Source organism: Sulfuriflexus sp. (assembly GCF_032250955.1).
In the GTDB taxonomy this organism is placed as follows: Bacteria; Pseudomonadota; Gammaproteobacteria; order AKS1; family AKS1; genus Sulfuriflexus.
Map to the genome: position 1 here is coordinate 29,084 of NZ_JAVVES010000001.1, position 20,164 is coordinate 49,247.

The 20,164-nt window shown below is 56.3% G+C and carries 18 protein-coding genes; all 18 read right to left on the reverse strand.

From position 1 onward, the window contains the following. Positions 1 to 67 precede the first annotated feature (67 nt). The 18 genes from tilS to rpsB all read right to left on the reverse strand — a co-directional run bounded on the left by tilS (position 68) and on the right by rpsB (position 20,161). Positions 68 to 1,411 (reverse strand): tRNA lysidine(34) synthetase TilS, encoded by a 1,344-nt coding sequence (gene tilS / locus RQ738_RS00150; protein ID WP_314161315.1) that lies wholly within the window; start codon positions 1,409 to 1,411, stop codon positions 68 to 70. Positions 1,412 to 1,420: 9 nt separating this feature from the next. Then, entirely contained in the window at positions 1,421 to 2,380 is a 960-nt protein-coding gene (locus tag RQ738_RS00155; RefSeq protein WP_314161316.1) for an acetyl-CoA carboxylase carboxyltransferase subunit alpha, read from the reverse strand. Positions 2,381 to 2,451: 71 nt separating this feature from the next. Further along, complete coding sequence (dnaE, locus tag RQ738_RS00160; protein ID WP_314161317.1) at positions 2,452 to 5,907, reverse strand: DNA polymerase III subunit alpha; 3,456 nt, start codon at positions 5,905 to 5,907, stop codon at positions 2,452 to 2,454. After that, on the reverse strand, positions 5,907 to 6,506 hold the full coding sequence (rnhB, locus tag RQ738_RS00165; RefSeq protein ID WP_314161318.1) for a ribonuclease HII: 600 nt from the start codon (positions 6,504 to 6,506) through the stop codon (positions 5,907 to 5,909). The genes dnaE and rnhB overlap by 1 nt, the downstream gene beginning before the upstream one ends. A 30-nt stretch (positions 6,507 to 6,536) precedes the next feature. Further along, the gene (gene lpxB / locus RQ738_RS00170) at positions 6,537 to 7,691 is read right to left on the reverse strand and encodes a lipid-A-disaccharide synthase (RefSeq protein ID WP_314161319.1); all 1,155 of its coding nucleotides are present in this window, start codon (positions 7,689 to 7,691) and stop codon (positions 6,537 to 6,539) included. Between the two features lie 3 nt (positions 7,692 to 7,694). After that, entirely contained in the window at positions 7,695 to 8,471 is a 777-nt protein-coding gene (gene lpxA, locus RQ738_RS00175) for an acyl-ACP--UDP-N-acetylglucosamine O-acyltransferase (RefSeq protein WP_314161320.1), read from the reverse strand. Further along, entirely contained in the window at positions 8,468 to 8,911 is a 444-nt protein-coding gene (gene fabZ / locus RQ738_RS00180) for a 3-hydroxyacyl-ACP dehydratase FabZ (protein WP_314161321.1), read from the reverse strand. Before fabZ ends, lpxA begins: the two co-directional genes overlap by 4 nt. Before the next feature lie 21 nt (positions 8,912 to 8,932). Continuing rightward, the gene (gene lpxD, locus RQ738_RS00185; RefSeq protein WP_314161322.1) at positions 8,933 to 9,952 is read right to left on the reverse strand and encodes a UDP-3-O-(3-hydroxymyristoyl)glucosamine N-acyltransferase; all 1,020 of its coding nucleotides are present in this window, start codon (positions 9,950 to 9,952) and stop codon (positions 8,933 to 8,935) included. A gap of 22 nt (positions 9,953 to 9,974) precedes the next feature. Then, on the reverse strand, positions 9,975 to 10,493 hold the full coding sequence (locus RQ738_RS00190) for an OmpH family outer membrane protein (protein WP_314161324.1): 519 nt from the start codon (positions 10,491 to 10,493) through the stop codon (positions 9,975 to 9,977). A gap of 46 nt (positions 10,494 to 10,539) precedes the next feature. After that, a complete protein-coding gene (bamA, locus tag RQ738_RS00195) occupies positions 10,540 to 12,870 on the reverse strand; it encodes an outer membrane protein assembly factor BamA (RefSeq protein WP_314161325.1) in 2,331 nt (776 codons plus the stop codon). Between the two features lie 47 nt (positions 12,871 to 12,917). Then, the gene (gene rseP, locus RQ738_RS00200; protein ID WP_314161327.1) at positions 12,918 to 14,282 is read right to left on the reverse strand and encodes an RIP metalloprotease RseP; all 1,365 of its coding nucleotides are present in this window, start codon (positions 14,280 to 14,282) and stop codon (positions 12,918 to 12,920) included. A gap of 4 nt (positions 14,283 to 14,286) precedes the next feature. Then, the gene (ispC, locus tag RQ738_RS00205) at positions 14,287 to 15,480 is read right to left on the reverse strand and encodes a 1-deoxy-D-xylulose-5-phosphate reductoisomerase (RefSeq protein WP_314161328.1); all 1,194 of its coding nucleotides are present in this window, start codon (positions 15,478 to 15,480) and stop codon (positions 14,287 to 14,289) included. Continuing rightward, positions 15,477 to 16,304: a phosphatidate cytidylyltransferase gene (locus tag RQ738_RS00210; RefSeq protein WP_314161329.1), complete on the reverse strand. Its 828-nt coding sequence runs from the start codon at positions 16,302 to 16,304 to the stop codon at positions 15,477 to 15,479. Before RQ738_RS00210 ends, ispC begins: the two co-directional genes overlap by 4 nt. A gap of 1 nt (position 16,305) precedes the next feature. Further along, positions 16,306 to 17,058: a polyprenyl diphosphate synthase gene (gene uppS, locus RQ738_RS00215; protein WP_314161331.1), complete on the reverse strand. Its 753-nt coding sequence runs from the start codon at positions 17,056 to 17,058 to the stop codon at positions 16,306 to 16,308. A 33-nt stretch (positions 17,059 to 17,091) separates the two neighbouring features. Next, positions 17,092 to 17,649 carry a ribosome recycling factor gene (frr, locus tag RQ738_RS00220; protein ID WP_314161332.1) on the reverse strand — a complete coding sequence of 186 codons (558 nt, stop codon included), beginning with the start codon at positions 17,647 to 17,649 and terminating at the stop codon, positions 17,092 to 17,094. Positions 17,650 to 17,660: 11 nt separating this feature from the next. Continuing rightward, positions 17,661 to 18,377, reverse strand: a complete 717-nt coding sequence (pyrH, locus tag RQ738_RS00225; RefSeq protein ID WP_314161333.1) for a UMP kinase — start codon at positions 18,375 to 18,377, stop codon at positions 17,661 to 17,663. A 3-nt stretch (positions 18,378 to 18,380) separates the two neighbouring features. Continuing rightward, positions 18,381 to 19,262, reverse strand: coding sequence for a translation elongation factor Ts (tsf, locus tag RQ738_RS00230; protein WP_314161335.1), 882 nt, complete (start codon positions 19,260 to 19,262; stop codon positions 18,381 to 18,383). 14 nt (positions 19,263 to 19,276) lie between these two features. Next, entirely contained in the window at positions 19,277 to 20,161 is an 885-nt protein-coding gene (rpsB, locus tag RQ738_RS00235) for a 30S ribosomal protein S2 (RefSeq protein WP_314161338.1), read from the reverse strand. Between the last annotated feature and the right edge of the window lie 3 nt (positions 20,162 to 20,164).

The window sequence follows — 20,164 nt, forward strand, 5'->3', positions numbered from 1 at the left end:
AGAACACGCCCCGCTTCTCAATGAACAAATGCTGACCGGCAAAAATAAATCCGTGTCCTGACGGGCCTCACTGCCAGTCGATATACAGACCCTCGCCCCCTTTAGGCGCGGCAAAGGGTTCGCAGACACAGAGCCCTGGCACCGCGGCCAGTTCATCACCAACGAAAACCAGCGGGATGCGCTGGCGTTGCCACGGCGGGATACCGGCCTCCTGAAAGAGCTTTTTCAGGCTATGGTGCCGATCACGCCCGGCCGGGCGACAGCGCTCCCCCCCCTGTCGCAGGCGTAACTGGATACGGGCCGGCGTATCCCGGATATCCGCGCGCAGCCCTTCGCCAACAGCAGGCTGGCTCGAAAGCTGCCCCGACCAGGGTAAGACCACCTTCTCCTGCAGGTTCCAGTCCCGGCACCAATCCGTGGCGACCCTGCGCAGGGGGGGCATCGCATAGAGGCGGCCCCGGTAACGACGCAGCTCCACGCCAGACCATTCCAGGTGTGGGTTACGATCCTGGGCGGCACCGAGCATATCGTGCTGTACCTGCAGCAGCTTGCGCCGCGATGGCAAGGCCAGTCCCTGCTGCCGTAACCAGTGGCGCAAGACATTGCGTTGCCTGGCTGCATCGAGAGCAGCCAGGCCCGGCAGTGACAGGCTTTGCCCCGTCCCCACAAGGCCCTGCATATCCAGGGCCGCGAGTGCCTCGAGCAGGCCCTCGTTTTCAGCCTGCTGGCTGGCTACGCGGCCCAGGGTGTCCTGGATTGCCGGCCAGCGTTGTTGCAATACGGGCATGACCTCGTGGCGCAGGTAGTTACGATCAATACAGGTGTCCAGGTTAGACGGGTCATCGACCCAGTGCAGCTGCTGGTGTTCGGCATACTCCCGTAGTTCGTCACGCCCGACCTCGAGCAAGGGTCGCCAGTGCGCCCCGGCACCAAAGGCTCGCTGCCACGGCATCGCTGCCTGGCCCCGGCTGCCGCTGCCGCGGAATAACTGTAGCAACAAGGTCTCGGCCTGATCATCACGGTGTTGGGCGGTGAGCAGGATATCACCCGCCTTGATGATTTCCTGTAAGGCCGCATAGCGGGCCTGGCGCGCTGCGGCTTCAGGACTCTCACCCCTGGCAGCCCTGGCCTCGACCTGCAGTACGGTTAAGGGGATGTCGAGTTGCCGGCAAACCTGCCGGCAGTGTTCGACCCAGCGATCCGCCTGTGGCTGCAAGCCGTGATGCACATGCACCGCCTCGATGCCGACAGCCAGTTGCGCCCGGCAACGTGAAAGGAGGTGCAACAGACAGTGCGAGTCCAGCCCGCCACTGTAGGCGACGATGAAACGCTGCGGGGCATGAACTGACGAGGGTTGTGTGGCAAGGCACGTCTGCAATGCTGATAACAACCGCGAAGGCGTCATGCTCATGAAGAGGACTTACTGTTCCTGGTAATTACCGAAACGCGAGAGACGCTCGTAACGCTGTTCCAGTAGACGATCAGTGGGGATGCCACCAATGCCCTCGAGCGTTTCCAGCAAGGTGGTTTTCAGGGTGCGGGCCATGGCGTCAATATCACGGTGAGCGCCGCCCAGTGGTTCCTTGATGATGCCGTCAACCAGCCCGAGTTCTTTCAGACGCTCGGCGGTGATGCCCATCGCCGCAGCGGCGTCAGCGGCCTTCTCGGCACTCTTCCACAAAATGGAGGCACAGCCTTCCGGTGAAATCACCGAGTAGGTACTGTATTCAAGCATCAGGATGCGATCGCCGACACCGATAGCCAGTGCGCCGCCGGAGCCGCCCTCACCGATCACGGTACAGATAACGGGTGTCTTCAGCTCCGCCATGACAAACAGGTTACGGGCAATGGCTTCACTCTGGCCACGTTCCTCGGCATCAATACCCGGATAGGCGCCCGGGGTGTCGATGAAGGTCAGCACGGGCAGGCGGAAACGTTCGGCCATTTGCATCAGGCGCAGCGCCTTGCGATAGCCTTCCGGCCGTGGCATCCCAAAGTTACGCTCGAGCTTTTCCTTGGTGTCGCGCCCCTTTTGCTGACCGATAACCATCACCGGCCGACCCTCGAGGCGCGCCAGGCCACCAACAATGGCGCGGTCATCGGCGTAGGCGCGATCCCCGTGCAGTTCTTCGAAATCCTCAAAGATGCGCTCGATGTAGTCAAGCAAGTAGGGACGCTGCGGATGACGCGCCAGTTGCGAGACCTGCCACGGCGTCAGTGACTTGAAGATCGACTCGGTCAGTGAGCGGCTCTTGTCCTGCAAGCGCCGGATCTCGTCAGTGATATTGATTTCGGAGTCGTCACCGACATAGCGAAGCTCTTCGATCTTCGCTTCAAGTTCGGCAATCGGCTGTTCAAATTCCAGAAAATTCAGATTCATAACAATAAGATAACGGATAAAGACAGAAATCGCAAAAGCATGTAATCGCCCCTGCCATGAAAATGCAGGCGCTAGTATAGCACCTCTACTTTGCCCTCTCCCGCCAATTCCTGCAGACGATGCAGGAGTTCATCGGTTGGGTGGATGCGCCAGTCCGCACCCAGGCTGATGCGGGCACAGGAGTCCTGTCTGACATAGTTGAGGCTCACCGGGCACTGGCCGTCACGAAACGGAGTCAGGGTCTGTTCGAGGGCATCAAGAAAGCCGTTACCGGCATGCCGCTCATCGACCTGTATCAACAACTGGTGAGCATAGTGCTCACGGGCCTCATTGATATCGTAGATATGGGATGCCTGCATGCGCAGTCCGCCACTGTAATCATCCTCACGTACGCTGCCCTTGATAACGAGCAACTTGTCCTTGGCGATAAGGTGCTGAAACTGCTTGTAGATATCCTTGAAAGCGGCCACCTCGAGCCGGCCACTACGATCATCCAGGGTCATAAAACCCATGCGCTCACCGGACTTTGTATTCCGGGTCTGCAAGGCGACGACCAGGCCGGCCACGGTTTGTTCCGAGCGGTCACGCGACGCTTGCACATTGACCAGGCGGCTTGTGATCACGCGTTCGAGTTCATGTTCATACTGCGTGATGGGGTGACCGGTGAGATAGAGGCCGAGGGTATCTTTCTCGCCTTCCAGACGTTCTTTCTCCGGCCATTCCGCCATGGACTTGAGTTCAACGGCCTGCATTTCCACGGCCGGGCCGCCGAACAGGTCTTCCATGCCCTGGGCCTCGTTACGCTGATGCTGTTCGGCGCTTTGCATGGCGACACCAAGGCTTGCCATCAGGGTAGCGCGATTCGGCGCCATGCCATCGAGTGCCCCGGCACGGATCATGGCCTCGAGTACCCGGCGATTCACCTTGCGCGAATCAATGCGCCGGCAGAAGTCGAACAGGTCGGCATACAGCCCGTTTTCATTACGCTCCCGGACAATGCTTTCAAGAGCCGCTTCACCGACCCCCTTGATGGCGCCCAGACCATAGTAAATCGAGTTTTCACCCTGGCTGGTAAACATGTATTCGCAGTTGTTGACGTTGGGCGGCAAGACCTCTAGCTGCATGTGTCGGCACTCCTCGATCAACATCACCACCTTGTCGGTGTTGTCCATATCCGATGACATCACGGCCGCCATGAAGGCCGCCGGGTAATGCGCCTTTAACCAGGCAGTGTGATAGGAGACCAGCGCATAGGCGGCAGAGTGAGACTTGTTGAAGCCGTAGCCGGCAAACTTCTCCATCAGGTCGAACAGATCACCGGCCTTTTTCTCGTCAAAGCCCAGCTCGCGGGCGCCGGCCATAAATATCTCGCGCTGCTTGGCCATCTCTTCGGGTTTTTTCTTGCCCATGGCGCGGCGCAGCAAGTCGGCACTGCCCAGGGAGTAGTTGCCGATGATCTGCGAGATCTGCATGACCTGTTCCTGGTAAACGATGACCCCGTAAGTCGGCGCTAGCACTTCCTCCAGTTCGGCAAAGGGGAATTTCACCTTGGCCCCATGCTTACGACTAATGAAGTCATCCACCATGCCCGATTCCAACGGGCCCGGACGGAACAACGCCACCAGCGCAATAATCTCTTCAAAATTATCCGGCTTGAGTTTTTTAATCAGCTCTTTCATACCGCGTGATTCAAGCTGGAACACGGCAGTGGTCTCACAGGCCTTGAGCAGGTCAAAGGTCTTTACATCATTCATCGGCAGCTGTTCCAGCACCACCGCGGCCTCGCCATTGCGTTCGCGTTCCCGGTTCACTGTCTTCAGGGCACGGTCGATAATGGTCAGGGTGCGCAGCCCCAGGAAGTCGAATTTCACCAGGCCAATCGATTCGACATCATCCTTGTCGAGTTGCGAGACGATGCTCTCGGCCCCCTGTTCACAATACAGTGGCAGGAAGTCGGTCAGGGCGGTCGGCGCAATGACCACGCCCCCGGCATGCTTGCCGGCGTTGCGCGTAATGCCCTCGAGCGAGCGTGCCAGCTCGATGAGTCCATAAACCTCTTCGTCGTCTTCATAGCGGCGACGCAGTTCCTCTTCCTGCTCCAGCGCCTTGTCGAGCGTGATGCCGATTTCAAACGGGATGAGCTTGGCGATCTGATCGACAAAGCCGTACGGATGACCGAGCACACGACCAACATCCCGGACTACCGCCTTCGCCGCCATGGTGCCGTAGGTGATGATCTGGGAGACCTTGTCCCGGCCGTAGTGCCGGGCGACATAATCAATGACGCGGTCACGCCCTTCCATACAGAAGTCGACATCGAAGTCGGGCATGGAGACACGTTCAGGGTTGAGGAAGCGTTCAAACAGCAGGTCATATTCAAGCGGGTCGAGATCGGTAATACCCAGCGCATAGGCCACGATCGACCCCGCCCCGGAACCGCGCCCGGGACCGACCGGCACATCGTTGCGCCTGGCCCAGCGGATAAAGTCGGCAACGATCAGGAAATAACCGGGAAACCCCATGCTGATGATCACATCGAGTTCCCGCTGCAGGCGCGCCTTGTATTCGCCGCGTTTCTCCTCACTGAACACGCCCTTGACGGGTTCAAGTTGCCGGATACGTTCCTCGAGCCCCTGCTCGGACTCGCTGCGCAGGAATTCCTCAATCGTCAGCCCATCCGGAACCGGGAAGTCCGGCAAGAAGTATTCACCGAGACGCAGTTCGAGGTTACAGCGCCGGGCGATGGCTTGAGTGTTCTCGATGGCCTCGGGGATATCGGCGAACAAGCCGGCCATCTCTTCGCTGTTACGCAGGTACTGTTGTTCACTGTAATGGTGCTGGCGACGGCTGTCGTTCAGTGTGCGCCCTTCGTGAATACACACACGTGCCTCGTGGGACTCAAAATCGTCTTTCTCGATAAAGCGGACATCGTTACTCGCCACCACAGGGATCTGCTTCTCCAGTGCCAGTTCGACGGCGGCATGCAGGTAGGTCTCTTCGTTCTCACGCCCGGTGCGGACCAGCTCCAGGTAAAAGCGATCCGGGAACAAGACCGACCAGTTATCGAGTAACTGCGCCGCCAGGTTTTTATCACCGTCGATCAAGGCCCGGCCGATATCACCGGCACGTCCACCGGACAGCGCGATCAGGCCATCGGTTGCCCCCTCTAACCAGCTGTGCTCGATCATCGGCACACCGCGATGCTGACCTTCGGTATAACTGCGCGTGATCAAGCGGTTCAGGTTCAGATAACCGTTGCGATCCTGGCAGAGCAGGATCAAGCGGCTCGACGGATTACGCTCATCCTCGCCGCGAACAAGCAGTTCGACACCGATGATCGGCTTGATACCCGCTGCCAGCGCGGCTCGGTAAAACTTCACCATGGCAAACAGGTTGGATTGATCGGTCAGGGCCACGGCGGGCATACCGGCCGCGGCGAGCGCCTTCATCAGCGGCTTGATCCGAACCAGGCCATCGACGAGGGAAAACTCGGTGTGCAGATGCAGGTGTACAAAGCCGCTCGACATCAGTCCTGCTCCAGCAAACGCGCGACCGGGCCGAAGCTGTAACGGTGTATCGGCGTCACACCGTGTTCGGCAAGTGCCTGCATGTGTAACCTGGTCGGGTAGCCCTTATGTGCAGCGAATCCGTAACCGGGATATATCGCCTCAAGGCCGACCATTTCACGGTCGCGTTCCACCTTGGCGATGATCGACGCTGCACTGATACAGGGCTCGGACTGGTCACCCTTGACAATCGCCTCCGTCGTGCAGCGCAGTTGCGGGCAACGATTGCCATCGATCAGGGCATGTTCGGGCGGGATCGCCAGTAAGCCGACGGCACGCTGCATGGCCAGCATGCTGGCGTGCAGGATATTCAGTTCATCGATTTCATCAACCTCGGCGCGGGCGATGGCCCAGCACAAGGCTTTTTGCCGAATCTCGATATTCAGTGCCTCACGACGTTTGGCCGTCATGGCCTTGGAGTCGGCCAGGCCTTCGATCGGCCTGACCGGGTCAAGGATCACTGCGGCCGCAACCACCGGCCCGGCCAGTGGTCCGCGACCGACTTCATCGACACCGGCAATCAGGCCCCGGGCGGAATATTGGAGTAATTCAGATGGCATACTGTGTTTATTCGTTATTCGTCCCGGGCGTCAGTTTACCTGCCGCGTTGCCCCTTGCTCAACGACCTCGAGCACCGCCTCGGCGGCGCGTTGATCCGTATTCTGGCGCAACTGCAGGTGGATGGCCGTGAAGCGCTCCACAAGTGACTGCACAATTTCCGGTTTCTCAAGATAGTCGAGCAGATACTGGCCCATCCGCGCCGGACTGGCATCCTTTTGTATGCACTCCGGCACCAGCGACTCGCCGGCCAGCAGGTTCGGCAGGGAGAAATGCTGCACGTGTGACCAGGCGCGCAGGATCAGGTGGTTCAACCAGGCCATGCGGTAAGCAACCACCATCGGGCGCTTGATCAGCATCGCCTCAAGCGTCGCCGTCCCGGAGGCCATGAGGATCGCATCGGCGGCCCCCATGGCCTCACGGGCCTGGCCATCGATGACAGTAATGGGCAGATCGGCATCGGTTTGCTGTAAACAACGTTCAAACATCTCGCGCACCATCGGGCTGGCCAGCGGGACGACGTAGTGGATAGCCGGGTTGCGCGCATGACACCAGCGCGCGGTATCCAGGAAGCTGCGGGCAAGATACCGCACTTCGCTGATCCGGCTCCCCGGCAGAATAGCAATAACGGGACCGGCTTCCGGCAGCCCCAGGTTCAGCCTGGCCACGTTACGGTCTGTCGCCAGGGGGATACGGTCGGCAAAGGGATGACCGACGAATGTCACCGGTACCCGGTGCTGTTCGTAAAAGGCCGCTTCAAATGGAAACAGGGTCAGGACGCGGTCAACCGAGCGGACAATTTTTTTAAGCCGGTAACGTCGCCAGGCCCAGACCTGCGGGCTGACATACTGCACTGTCGGGATACCGGCGGCATGACATGGCTCGAGCAGACCAAGGTTGAAGTCGGGGACATCAATGCCGACGATGACATCCGGTGGTTGCGCGATAAAGTGATCGCGTAAGCGGGCTCGAATGCCGCGCAGTTCACGATAATGGGCGAAGGCATCAACCAGCCCGAAGATGGACAGTTTTTCCGAGGGGAACAATGCCCGGCAGCCGGTCTCGATCATACGCGGACCGGCAATACCTTCAAACTCGGCATCCGGTATGCGCTTGCGTATGGCCTGAATCAGGCCGGCGCCGAGCAAATCACCGGAGGACTCGCCTGCAACGATACCGATACGCATGCGTTATCGAACGATGCTGCGTTCAGCGTTGGCAATAAAGTCCGCGAAATATCGGGCCTCGGCGCAATCCGGCAAACGCGACTTCACTTCCTCGACGGCATCGGCCAGCTTCAGGCCGGACTTGTAGATAATCCGGTAGGCCTCACGCAGGCCCTTGATCGCCGAGTCGCTCAGGCCTCGCCGTTTCAGGCCGACACTGTTCAGGCCATGCGCCGCGGCCGGGTTACCCGAGATAATGATATAAGGCGGGACGTCCTTGCTGACTCCGCAACCCATGCCACAAAAGCTGTAGGCGCCGACTTTGACAAACTGGTGAATCAGGGCAAAGCCGCCGAGGATGACATAATCCCCTATCTCGACATGACCACCCAGCGAGGCGCCATTGGCGAAAACGGTGTGGTTAGCGATATGGCAATCATGCGCCACGTGCGAATAGGCCATCAGGAAATTATTATTCCCTACTGTGGTCAGGCCACCACCCTTTACGGTGCCACGGCTCAGGGTGCAGCTTTCACGAATGACATTGTCGTCACCAATCTCCAGCCGGGTGGGCTCGCCGCGATAGCCAAGGTCCTGGGGTGCCTCACCGATAGATGCGAACTGGTAGATCCTGTTGCGCTTGCCGATCCGGGTCGGACCGTTAATGACCACGTGCGGGCCTATCCAGCTACCCTCACCGATCTCCACCTCCGGGCCGATAACAGAAAACGGGCCGACGCTGACGCCCGCCGCAAGTTTTGCATCAGGGTCGATAACGGCATGCGGATCAATCAGGCTCATATGGATCGCTTGGCGCACATCAGATCGGCATTGGCGACGAGTTTGTCATCAACCTTCGCCTCGGCCTTGAACTTCCAGACCCCGCGCATTTCCCGCTCCACGGTGACGTAAAGATGCAATTGATCACCGGGCACAACAGGCTGCTTGAAACGCGCCTTATCGATGCCCACAAAATAATACAATGAACCGTCTTCCGGCAGTTCACCCATGGTAATGAAGGACAGGATACCGGTAGCCTGGGCCAGTGCCTCAAGGATCAGGACACCCGGCATTACCGGGTGATGCGGGAAGTGCCCCATGAAGTATGGCTCGTTGTAACTGATGTTCTTGATCGCATGCAAGGTCTTGCCCGGCGTATAGTCCAGCACCCTGTCAACCAGCAGGAACGGATAGCGATGTGGCAGATGCTTCATCACTTCATGAATATCAAGGGTGGGCATGTAAGACCTCTCAGTTCAAAATTAGTAGTTATTCAATTTCTTTTCAATCTTCTGCAGGCGTTTGACCATCTCATCCAACTGCCCAAAGCGCACAAAATTCCTGCGCCACTTGCTATTGGTTTGCAATGGCGTACCCGATGAGTAGACACCTGCTTCAGTAATAGATTGCGTCACCAGTGACATGGCTGTAACGTGCACATTGTCAGCGATCTCCAGATGGCCGCTGATCCCGACGCCGCCGCCGATGGCACAGTAGCGTCCGATTCGGGTACTGCCGGCAATCCCCACACAGCCGGCAATCGCCGTGTGCGCGCCAATGTAAACATTGTGTGCAACCTGTATCTGGTTATCGAGTTTTACACCGTCTTCGATCACGGTATTGTCGAGGGAACCGCGGTCGATAGTGGTATTGGCACCTATCTCAACATCGTTACCAATGCTGACTGTGCCCAGCTGCGGTACTTTCAGCCACTCGCCGGCATCATTGACCAGTCCGAAACCGTCGCTGCCGATCACTGCACCGGGGTGGACCAGGACACGCTTACCGATACGCACATTATCACAGATACTGACGTTCGCCACGAGCCTGGAATCGTCGTCGATAATACTCCCGGCACCGATAACGCAGCCTGCGCCTATGATCACATGCCTGCCGATCCTGACATCATCAGCAATCACTGCCCGCGCGGCTACGGAGGCCGTGGGATCAATCTGTGCACTAGCGGCCACGGTCGCATCACGATGGATGCCAGCTTCTACTCTGGCTTGCTGCTGAAACAGGTTAGCCACGCGGGCGAATAATAATTGCGGGTTTTCTGTTAGCAGGCAGGCGGTCGGCGACAAGTCGCAGTGTTCCGGTTTGAGAATGACTGCCGAGGCCCTGGTCCGGGCAAGTTCGTCAGCGTAATGCCTGTCATAAAAAAAAGAAATCTGCCCGGGCCGGGCAGATTTGAGAGACGCGACCGCCTGTATACGGCAGTCTGCATCACCTTTTATGTCAGCATCAAAGCGTGTTGCCAATTCTCCTAGCGTTTGCGTCACTGACTCATCCGTTCAATCTTGCTTATTTTTTGGCTTTCGCCTCATTTTGCAGGCGCTTCAGGATCATGCCGGTCAGGTCAATATTCGGATTGGCAAAGGCGATACCTTCGTAAAGAATAAGGTCGTACTTTTCCTGCTTGCCAACCTGGGTAATCGCATCATTGACATAGCGCAACAACTTGCCGCGTTCTTCATTACTCCGGAAGGTGCGATCTTCGCGCAACTCATCAAGCGCCCGGCGCAGGTCACGTTTTCTGCTCAGGATGTCACGCTCCAGCTTGCGGCGCTCGGCCTCGGACATAATCGCACCATCACGGGCGAGTTTCTCCTCGTCCTGTTTTATCGCCTTCTGCTCTTTCAACAACTTGTTATCGCGAGCGGAAAATTCCTTCTCCAGCTTGTTCAGGGCCACCTTGGCCTGCGGTGCCTCTTCCAGCAAACGGCTGGGATTAACCACACCAATCTTGAGATCCTGGGCCAGCCCCATTGTCGGCAACAGGCCAAGAACAGACACAAATAATACTTTCTTTAAGATTTTCAATATTCTGCTCCGGTTTTCCGGTTTTGACTAAAGATACTGTAACACATCAGAATCCACCACCGAAGGTGAACTGGAAGGCCTTTGTATCATCACCAGGTTGGTCATTAAATGGCGCGGCCAGGCTGAATGACAGAGCCCCGAAAGGCGACAGCCAGGTCACACCGAGGCCAGCCGCATAACGCAGTTCATCAAACTCGAAATCCTCATTGGTACCATAAACATTGCCAGCATCGACAAAGGCCGAAAAGCGCCAGGAGCGGGTATCTTTTACAAAAGGTACGGGGAAAATCAGCTCGGCACTGGCTACCGTCTTCAGGTTGCCACCAAGGGGGTCACCAAAACTGGCACTTGTGGCATCCCTGATTTTCGGTCCCAGGGTATTGTCCTCGTAGCCGCGTACCGAGCGTGCGCCCCCGGCGAGAAAGTTTTCAAAGAACGGCAGGCTGTTGGTGGAGCCATAGCCATCCCCGTAACCCACCTCACCTTTCAAACCCAGGGTAAGGTTACGCGTCAGTTTGAAAAAACGCTGGTTCAGGTAGGTAAACTTGTAGTACTCAAGGTCGCCACCCGGCAGGGCAATCTCACCACTGATGCGCTGGATACCGCCGCGGTCCGGGAAAATCGCCCGGTTTCGCGTGTCGTTGGCAAATGACATATTCAGGGTAAAGGTATCAAAGCCTGCCGAATCGCCAACTGCCAAAGAGTTATTGTCCTCCTTGAGACTACCCAGTTCATCAAGGAAGTCCTGTGGGGTATTGAAATTGGTATTAATCGTGGTTCGCGAATAGCCTATGCCCAGGGAAACGCGTTCAAACTCGGTAATCGGAATACCGAATGACATCGAACCGGAGAACACATCCGAGGTGTAGCTGGCCAGGTTAGCCTCGGCCGCATCGGTTTCGCGATAAAGCATGTTAAAGCCGCGACTGACACCATCTTCGGTCCAGTAAGGATTCACATAACCAAAACGGTAGACCCTGTTGATCTCACTGTTATCAAAACCTACAGAGATACGCTTGCCGCTGCCGAGGAAGTTATCCTGACTGACACTGGCATTAAAGATCACACCCTGGGAATCTGAGTAACCGATACCGGCCAGCAGGTTTCCTGAAGGCTTTTCCTTGACCTTGTAGTTCACGTCTACCTGGTCTGTGGTGCCGGGCACCGCCGGTGTTTCTACTTCCACTTCGTCAAAATAACCGAGCGTGTCCAGACGCACCTTGGAACGTTCAACGTTAGCGGTTGAGATCCAGGCACTTTCGAACTGGCGCATTTCCCGGCGCAGTACCTCGTCACGGGTCTGGGTGTTGCCGCTAAAGTTGATGCGACGTACATAGACACGTTTGCCCGGGTCGACGAAGAAGGTCAGTTCAACCTGCTTTTCCTCTTCGAGGATTTCCGGCACCACGTTGACGTTGGCAAAGGCATAACCCTCTTCGCCGAGACGGTTGGTGATCTTTTCACTGGTTTCGGTGGCTCGGCGCCGCGAGAAAATATCGCCCTTTTGTATTATAAACAGCGGGAAGAGCTCTTTCGGCTCAACAACCAGATCCCCTGCCAGCTTGACGCTCTTGACCGTAAACTTCTCACCCTCGGTAATATTAATGGTGATGTAGACATCTCGCTTGTCCGGTGTGATCGAAACCTGGGTCGAATCGATATTGAAGTTGATATAACCCCGGTTCAGGTAGTAGGAACGCAGGCGCTCCAGGTCGGCAGCCAGCTTCTGTTTTGAATACTGATCAGTGTCTGTATAAAAAGAGAACAGCGTGGGCGTGCTCAGTTCAAATTCATCCAGCAAGGTTTCATCGTCATAGTCAGTATTGCCGACGATATTTATCTGGTGGATTTTTGCCACCGTACCTTCCGAAATATCAATAGTAATGCCTACACGGTTACGCTCAAGGGGCGTGACAGTCGTTTCCATTTTGACGCCGTACTTGCCCTGGCTAAAATAGATACGCTGCAGTTCCTGCTCAACCTTGTCGAGAAGAGATTTGTCAAAAACCCGGCCAACGGCAAAGCCGATTTCCTTCAGGCCTTCAGTGAGAGCCTCCTCCTCAATGGACTTGTTGCCGTTGTAGTCGATACTGGCAATGGCCGGGCGCTCGATAACAAAGACAATCAGCACACCGTTTTCACGTTCCAGGCGCACGTCTTTGAAAAAGCCGGTCTTGAACAAGGCACGGATGGTTTCTGCTGAAGCCCGGTCATCCAGGGTTTCGCCTACCTTGACCGGAAGGTAGTTGAATACCGTGCCTGCTGCGATGCGCTGCAGACCTTCGACACGAATATCCTTGATAACAAATGCTTCGTTTGCCCAGACATGCTGGCCAGGACCTGCCATCAGCAGGAGAATGAGAATTAGTCTTTTCATTACTGAATGTTACTGCTTCTTGTTTTATAGTTTTTAATTAGCGAGAGTTAAAACAATCGCGTGACATCATTATAAACGGCCAGCATCATCAACATCGCCAGAATGACCAGACCTATCTGTTGTCCCAGCAACTGGGTCTTTTCCGATACCGGACTGCCTTTCACCAGTTCCACCAGGTAGTACATAAGGTGTCCGCCATCGAGCACCGGAATGGGTAAAAGATTCAACACCCCGAGGCTGACGCTGACAATGGCGATAAACGCCAGAAACTGCACCAGACCTATGCTCGCTGACTGCCCTGCATACTGGGCAATCGTTATCGGGCCGCTGATATTCTTGACGGAGACTTCCCCCACCAGCATTTTCCCCAACATACGCAATGTCAGCAGGCTGACCTGTGCCGTCTTCTCCAGTGCCGGCCCAACGGCCATCAGCGGGGAATATTGTAGCACAGACCTCAGTTCCGGCGAGATACCTTGCGGCGGTCTGGCGACGGCACCGATATATCCGTAACTTACTGAATCATCAGACTTATTACCAATGACGAGATTGATCTGCTGAACTTCCCCGTCCCGCAGGACATTTACCTGCACCTCTTCGCCGGGGCGTTTTTGCAAATACTGCACCCACTCACGCCAGTCTTTAATTGCCTGTCCATCCACCGCAATAACCTTGTCGTCCGCGCGTAACCCCGCCCGGGCGGCCGGCTCGCCTTCGAGCACACTATCTATCACCGCGGGCCAGACCGGCAGATAGGGGCGAATACCGATAGCCGTCACAATATTGCCCTTGCTCATGTCCGCGGACAATCCCTGCAGGTTGATATGGCGAACCGTTTGCTGCTGGTCCTCGTCCGTCACCGTGACCTTTACTCTTGCATTTTGATCGAGCACGGCCTCGATAAGCTCCAGACCAATAACATCCCAATTGACTGTCTTCACCTCATCGACAGCGATAATCTGCTCACCACTTTGCAGGCCCGCCTGCGCGGCCCGCGATGTTGGTTCGACCTCACCGATAATTGGCTTGATCCCCTCTATCCCGATAATGAAAACCACCCAGTAGACCAGCGCGGCGAGAATAAAGTTAAACAGCGGACCGGCGACGACCACGGCCATGCGCGTGGCTAATGGTTTACGATTGAACGCATACGGGAGCTCCTTCTCTGCCACCGGCTCGTTACGCTCATCAAGCATCTTCACGTAACCACCGAGGGGGATTTGCGCTATGACATATTCCGTATCGTCACGTTTACCCTGCCAGCGAAACAGCGGTTTGCCAAAACCAATGGAGAAGCGCGTCACCTTGACACCGAGTTTTCTGGCGACCCAGAAATGACCATACTCGTGGAAGGTAACCAGGATGCCGATCACCACGATAAAGGAAAGAATAGAGAAGAGAACTTCAAACATATAATTATGATGCCGTATGGCGTTCAGGAGAATTGATACAGGCCATCGCCACTTCCCTGGCATGTGTATCAGCATTCAGTATGGTGTCGAGAGATTCTGCTTCGACAAAGCTTATTGACTGCATACAGGTCTCGATGACCCCGGCAATAGCGGTAAACGCCAGTTGTCCCTGCAGGAAAGCCTCAACCGCCACTTCATTGGCAGCATTGAGAATGGTGCTTGCCGTGCCCCCTGCCCTGATGGCCTCATCCGCCAGGCGCAAACAGGGAAAGCGTTGCAGATCGGGGCGCTCGAAATTGAGTTGACCGATAGTGACTATATCCAGCGCCGCCACTCCGGAATCGATCCGCCGCGGCCATGCCAGGGCATGTGCGATCGGGGTACGCATGTCCGGATTGCCTAGCTGTGCCAACACCGAACCATCGAGGTAATCGACCATGGAGTGAATAACGCTTTCCTTGTGCACCACGATCTCGATCGTGTCCGGCCCAACATCAAACAGCCAGCAGGCCTCGATCAGTTCCAGCCCCTTGTTCATCATGGTCGCTGAATCGACCGATATCTTGCGGCCCATGCTCCAGTTAGGATGGGCAATCGCCTGTTCCGGGGTTACACCGGCAAGCTGTTCCACCGGGATATCCCGAAACGGGCCGCCGGAGCCGGTCAAGAGGATACGGCGAACCCCCTGGGCATCCATGCCCGCCCGGTAACCCTGCGGCATGCACTGGAAGATGGCATTGTGCTCGCTATCGATGGGTAACAACTCGGCACCATGCTCACGCACCGCCTGCATGAACAGGTGCCCGGACATGACCAGCGCCTCTTTATTCGCCAGCAATATCCGCTTGCCGGCACGCGCGGCGGCAAGCGTTGGCAACAGCCCGGCGGCACCAACGATGGCCGCCATTACATAATCGGTCTGCGGCAGGGCGGCGACGCGCTCCAGACCCTCGCTGCCGGCAAGCACCTCTACTGCCAGCCCCTCGGCCTGCACCTGCCCGGCGAGGCGGGCGGCGGCAGATGGATCCGCCATGACCGCATAGGCCGGGGCAAACTCACGGCACTGGGCCAGCAATCGCTCGACATCACGATTAGCCGTCAGGGCGACGACCTGATAATCACCGGCATGGGCGCGCACCACATCCAGCGTGCTGATCCCTATCGAACCTGTCGCACCGAGGATGGTGATACCTTTCATAACAGCATATCCTTGATCAGATAACCAGCAACAAAGACGGGGGCCGCGGCGGTGAGACTGTCGAGCCGGTCCATTGCGCCACCATGGCCGGGTAACAACTGGCCGCTATCCTTGATACCGCTGACGCGCTTAAAGACACTCTCCAGCAGGTCTCCATATATAGAGAGCATGACGGCGAGCATGGCGATGATAATAAAGGCGGGTTGCTCGACTGACGGTATATCGGTCAGCAGAACCCAGAAACCGACTACTAACAGGCTCAGCAACAGGCCACCCAGCACCCCTTCCCAGCTTTTGCCTGGGCTTATCGCCGGTGCCAGCTTGTGCTTGCCGAAACGACGCCCTGCAAAATAGGCACCGCTGTCCGCCGCCCAGACCAGGCAGAACACCAGTAACACACTGCTCGCTTGCGAGTCGTGCAACAACACCAGTGCCAGCCAGGTGGAGACAATGAGCAATGCGCCTACCACGAGACTCACCACATGGTAGGCAGGTGCGGATAAGGCCGACACCCGGCGGGTAATATCGAATAACAAGGCGATGATCACAACTGCCCAGAAAGCGGCCGCGACCAGCATGACGGCATCAGTAACCATATTAATATTGATACTGAACCACACGGCGACCAGCAGCAGGTCGAGCACCAGCACCCAGGCAAGCCGGGCCAGCAGGGAATTCAGCCGGGCCAGGGCACTCCACTCCCAGGCGGCAAAATTGAGGACAACCGCCCACAACAGGGCAAAGGCGGGATTCGGCAAATAGAAGATCGCCAGGATGACCAGCGGCAGTAGCAGCAGCGCAGTCAGGATGCGTTTTTCAAGCATATCAGGCTTTCTCCACTTGCTCGGCGGTGCGGCCAAAACGGCGCTGTCGCCCGGCATAGTCACGCATTGCCGCGGCCAGGTGAGACTTGTCAAAATCAGGCCACAAGGTGTCGGTGAAATACAGTTCGGTATAGGCTAACTGCCAGAGCAGGAAATTGCTAATACGCTGTTCCCCGCCGGTACGGATAAACAAATCCGGCTCCGGCAAATCTGACAGTGACAAATGCCGCAGGAACTGCTCTTCATCAATGCCCTGGTTGCCGGTAACGGCCTGTCGTGCTGCCTGCAGAATATCCCAGCGGCCGCCATAATTCGCGGCTATCGACAACGTCATGCCATCGTTACCGGCGGTCAGCGTTTCTACTTCATCAATGCGCTTCTGCAGCTTGTCACTGAAGGCCGTGCGATCGCCAATCACCCGCATGCGAATATTATTCTCATGCAAGGAGGCTGCCTCTTCGCGCAGGGCACTGATAAACAGGTTCATGAGCAGATCCACCTCCGTCCGCGGGCGTTTCCAGTTCTCACTACTGAAGGCAAACAGGGTTAAGGCATCAAGATGAAAGTTGGCACAAACCTCCACCGCCATGCGTGCCGATTTCACACCTGACTTGTGGCCGGCAAAACGGGGGAGATGTCGTTGCTGCGCCCAGCGGCCGTTACCATCCATAATAATGGCAATATGCCGGGGCAATTCCAGTCGGGCAGGAAAAATGTCTTCGCAGGAGTGACTGATGTGGGAGGCATCGCTCATGACGTTGTCATGTTATTCGGGAAAACCGCCCGCCTAGATTTCCATGAGGTCTTTTTCTTTTTCCTCGAGGAGTTTGTCGATATCGACAATCTTCTGATCGGTGAGCTTCTGTATCAACTCGCTGCCGCGACGCTCATCATCTTCACTTATCTCTTTTTCCTTTTGCAGTGCCTTGAGGTCACTGTTGGCATCACGCCGGATATTGCGTACCGCAACGCGGGACGATTCGACTTCCTGGCGTACCAGGCGAATCATTTCCTTGCGACGTTCTTCGGTGAGCGGTGGGAGCGGGATACGAATCACTTCACCGGCGGTTACCGGGTTGAGGCCCAGACCGGAATCCATAATCGCCTTTTCGATAGGCTTGACCATAGACTTGTCCCAGGGGGTTACCGTCAGACTACGTGCATCACCCACCGAGATATTGGCCACCTGGTTGAGTGGTGTTTCGCTGCCGTAACAGGATACCTGGATGTGCTCAACCAGACCGGTGCTGGCACGCCCTGTACGCATCTTACTCAAGTCATTCTTCAAGGCCTCAATGGTCTTGCCCATACGAACTTCTGCATCTTTGAGTATATCGTCAATCACGCCGCACTCCCTTATTTTACCAGTGTACCTTCTTGCTCACCCCGAACAACACGCATCAGGGCACCAGGCCTGTTCATATTAAATACGCGCAAAGGCATATTCTGATCACGACACATCACAATCGCGGTGGCATCCATAACGCCGAGACGCTGATCAATGACCTGATCGTAGCTCAATGTATGATGGAAAACCGCATTTGCATCCTTGACCGGGTCGGCCGAGTAGACACCGTCGACCTTGGTCGCCTTGAGCATGACGTCTGCACCGATTTCGATCGCCCGCAGGCTGGCAGCAGAATCTGTGGTAAAGAACGGATTGCCTGTACCGGCAGCGAAGATCACGATACGGCCCTTCTCAAGGTGGCGAACCGCACGCCGACGAACATAGTCCTCACAGACTTCATTCATGCTCAGTGCCGACATTACCCGCACTTCCACAGCCATCTTTTCCAGGGCGTCCTGCATAGCCAGTGCATTCATCACCGTTGCCAGCATTCCCATATGATCGCCGGTTACACGGTCGATGCCGGACTCGGCGAGTCCGGCACCACGGAAGATATTACCACCGCCGATCACCATGCCGAGTTCTACACCGGCATCGATGACCTCTTTAACTTCACTGGCAACACGTTTGATAATAACCGGGTCAATACCATAATCGCCCTCGCCCATCAGGGCCTCACCGCTGAGTTTCAGCAGGATGCGTCTGGCTGGTTGCGATGGGCTCATCGCTTACTCGCCCTTGACCTGTGCCATGACTTCGTCGGCAAAGTTTTCGACTTTCTTCTCGATACCTTCACCTACTTCAAGCCGTGCGAAGCTCAGGACACTGGCGTTGTTGGCCTTCACCAGTTTTTCGACGGTCTGGTCAGGGTCCTTGACGAAAGGCTGACCGTAGAGGGCCTGTTCGTTGAGGAACTTGGCGATACGACCGCTGACCATCTTCTCGATAATCTCGGCTGGCTTGCCACTTTCCGCGGCCTGTGCAGTGAAGATTTCCTTTTCCTTTTCAACCAGCTCGGCAGGTACATCAGCCTGGGCAACACAAACCGGCTTGCTCGCCGCAATGTGCATGGCGATGTCCCTGGCCAGCTCTTCACTGCCACCCTGCAGGTCAACCACCACGCCGATGCGCGCACCATGGGTATATACACCCAGGTGATCACCCTGACGCTTGATGATAATGCAGCGACGCACACTGATATTCTCGCCAATCTTGGCGATCAGGTTCTTACGTGCTTCATCAACCGTCTCGCCGCTGGCGATCTTCATGCCAGACAAGGCTTCAGCATCCGCTGCTTCACCCGCCAGCGCTGCAGCAGCGACGGCCGAGGTGAAAGCAAGGAAGTTTTCATCCTTGGCGACAAAGTCGGTTTCACTGTTGATTTCAACCATGGCGAGCGTTGCACCATCGTCACTGATAGCGATTTCGACCTTGCCATCAGCAGCGACGCGGCCCGCCTTTTTGTCGGCCTTGGCGGCGCCTGATTTGCGCATTGCCTCGATGGCGACATCGATATCGCCATCGGTTTCAACCAGTGCCTTCTTACATTCCATCATGCCTGCGCCAGTACGTTCGCGCAGTTCCTTAACAAGTGCTGCAGTAATTGCCATTGTCAGTTACTCCTTTACGCTTCAGACGCGTCGTCGGCCTTGGTAGCAGCCTTCTTCGCAGTCTTCTTGGTGGCGGCCTTCTTGCTGGCAGCCTTCTTTGCGGTTTTCTTGGTCGCAGCTTTCTTGGTGGCAGCCTTCTTAGTTACTTTCTTCTTGGCTGCTTCAGCGCCTTCATCAATTTCCACAAACTCGTTGGCAGGACCTTCGGTCTGGGCAACGGCACCACGGCCATCCATAATGGCATCGGCTATACAGCTGGTGTAAAGGGTAATAGCACGGATCGCGTCATCGTTACCGGGGACAACATAATCAATACCTTCAGGTGAGTTATTGGTATCAACCACACCGATAACCGGAATGCCAAGCTTGCGGGCTTCGCTAACAGCGATATTTTCATAACCAACATCAATGATGAACAGCGCATCAGGCAGGCCGCCCATGTTCTTGATACCGCCAAGACTGCGATCGAGCTTGTCCAGTTCACGCGACAGCGTCAGGGCTTCTTTCTTGGTCAGGCGTTGCATGCTGCCGTCTTCCTGCATTTGCTCGAGATCTTTCAAGCGCTTGATAGACTGGCGCACGGTCTTGTAGTTGGTAAGCATGCCACCCAGCCAGCGGTGGTTGACATAAGGCATGCCACAACGCTCTGCCTGTTCGCGGACGATTTTGGATGCCGCACGCTTGGTGCCGACAAACAGGATACGACCGCGGCTTGATGCCATACGCCCCAGGTAGTTCAGCGCGTCGTTAAACAGCGGCAGGGTCTTTTCAAGGTTGATGATGTGAATCTTGTTACGGTCTCCGAAGATGTACGGAGCCATTTGAGGATTCCAGAAACGGGTTTGGTGACCAAAGTGGACACCGGCCTCCAGCATGTCGCGCATGGAAACATTAGCCATGTG

Excerpts from the sequence above, each read along its gene's own strand:
- pyrH (WP_314161333.1), bottom strand. The coding sequence starts at position 18,377 with ATGAGCCCATCGCAACCAGCCAGACGCATCCTGCTGAAACTCAGCGGT.
- uppS (WP_314161331.1), bottom strand. The coding sequence starts at position 17,058 with ATGAGCGATGCCTCCCACATCAGTCACTCCTGCGAAGACATTTTTCCT.
- rseP (WP_314161327.1), bottom strand. The coding sequence starts at position 14,282 with ATGTTTGAAGTTCTCTTCTCTATTCTTTCCTTTATCGTGGTGATCGGC.
- RQ738_RS00210 (WP_314161329.1), bottom strand. The coding sequence starts at position 16,304 with ATGCTTGAAAAACGCATCCTGACTGCGCTGCTGCTACTGCCGCTGGTC.
- bamA (WP_314161325.1), bottom strand. The coding sequence starts at position 12,870 with ATGAAAAGACTAATTCTCATTCTCCTGCTGATGGCAGGTCCTGGCCAG.
- lpxB (WP_314161319.1), bottom strand. The coding sequence starts at position 7,691 with ATGCGTATCGGTATCGTTGCAGGCGAGTCCTCCGGTGATTTGCTCGGC.
- rnhB (WP_314161318.1), bottom strand. The coding sequence starts at position 6,506 with ATGCCATCTGAATTACTCCAATATTCCGCCCGGGGCCTGATTGCCGGT.
- dnaE (WP_314161317.1), bottom strand. The coding sequence starts at position 5,907 with ATGTCGAGCGGCTTTGTACACCTGCATCTGCACACCGAGTTTTCCCTC.
- RQ738_RS00155 (WP_314161316.1), bottom strand. The coding sequence starts at position 2,380 with ATGAATCTGAATTTTCTGGAATTTGAACAGCCGATTGCCGAACTTGAA.
- tsf (WP_314161335.1), bottom strand. The coding sequence starts at position 19,262 with ATGGCAATTACTGCAGCACTTGTTAAGGAACTGCGCGAACGTACTGGC.
- tilS (WP_314161315.1), bottom strand. The coding sequence starts at position 1,411 with ATGAGCATGACGCCTTCGCGGTTGTTATCAGCATTGCAGACGTGCCTT.
- fabZ (WP_314161321.1), bottom strand. The coding sequence starts at position 8,911 with ATGCCCACCCTTGATATTCATGAAGTGATGAAGCATCTGCCACATCGC.
- ispC (WP_314161328.1), bottom strand. The coding sequence starts at position 15,480 with ATGAAAGGTATCACCATCCTCGGTGCGACAGGTTCGATAGGGATCAGC.
- lpxA (WP_314161320.1), bottom strand. The coding sequence starts at position 8,471 with ATGAGCCTGATTGATCCGCATGCCGTTATCGACCCTGATGCAAAACTT.
- rpsB (WP_314161338.1), bottom strand. The coding sequence starts at position 20,161 with ATGGCTAATGTTTCCATGCGCGACATGCTGGAGGCCGGTGTCCACTTT.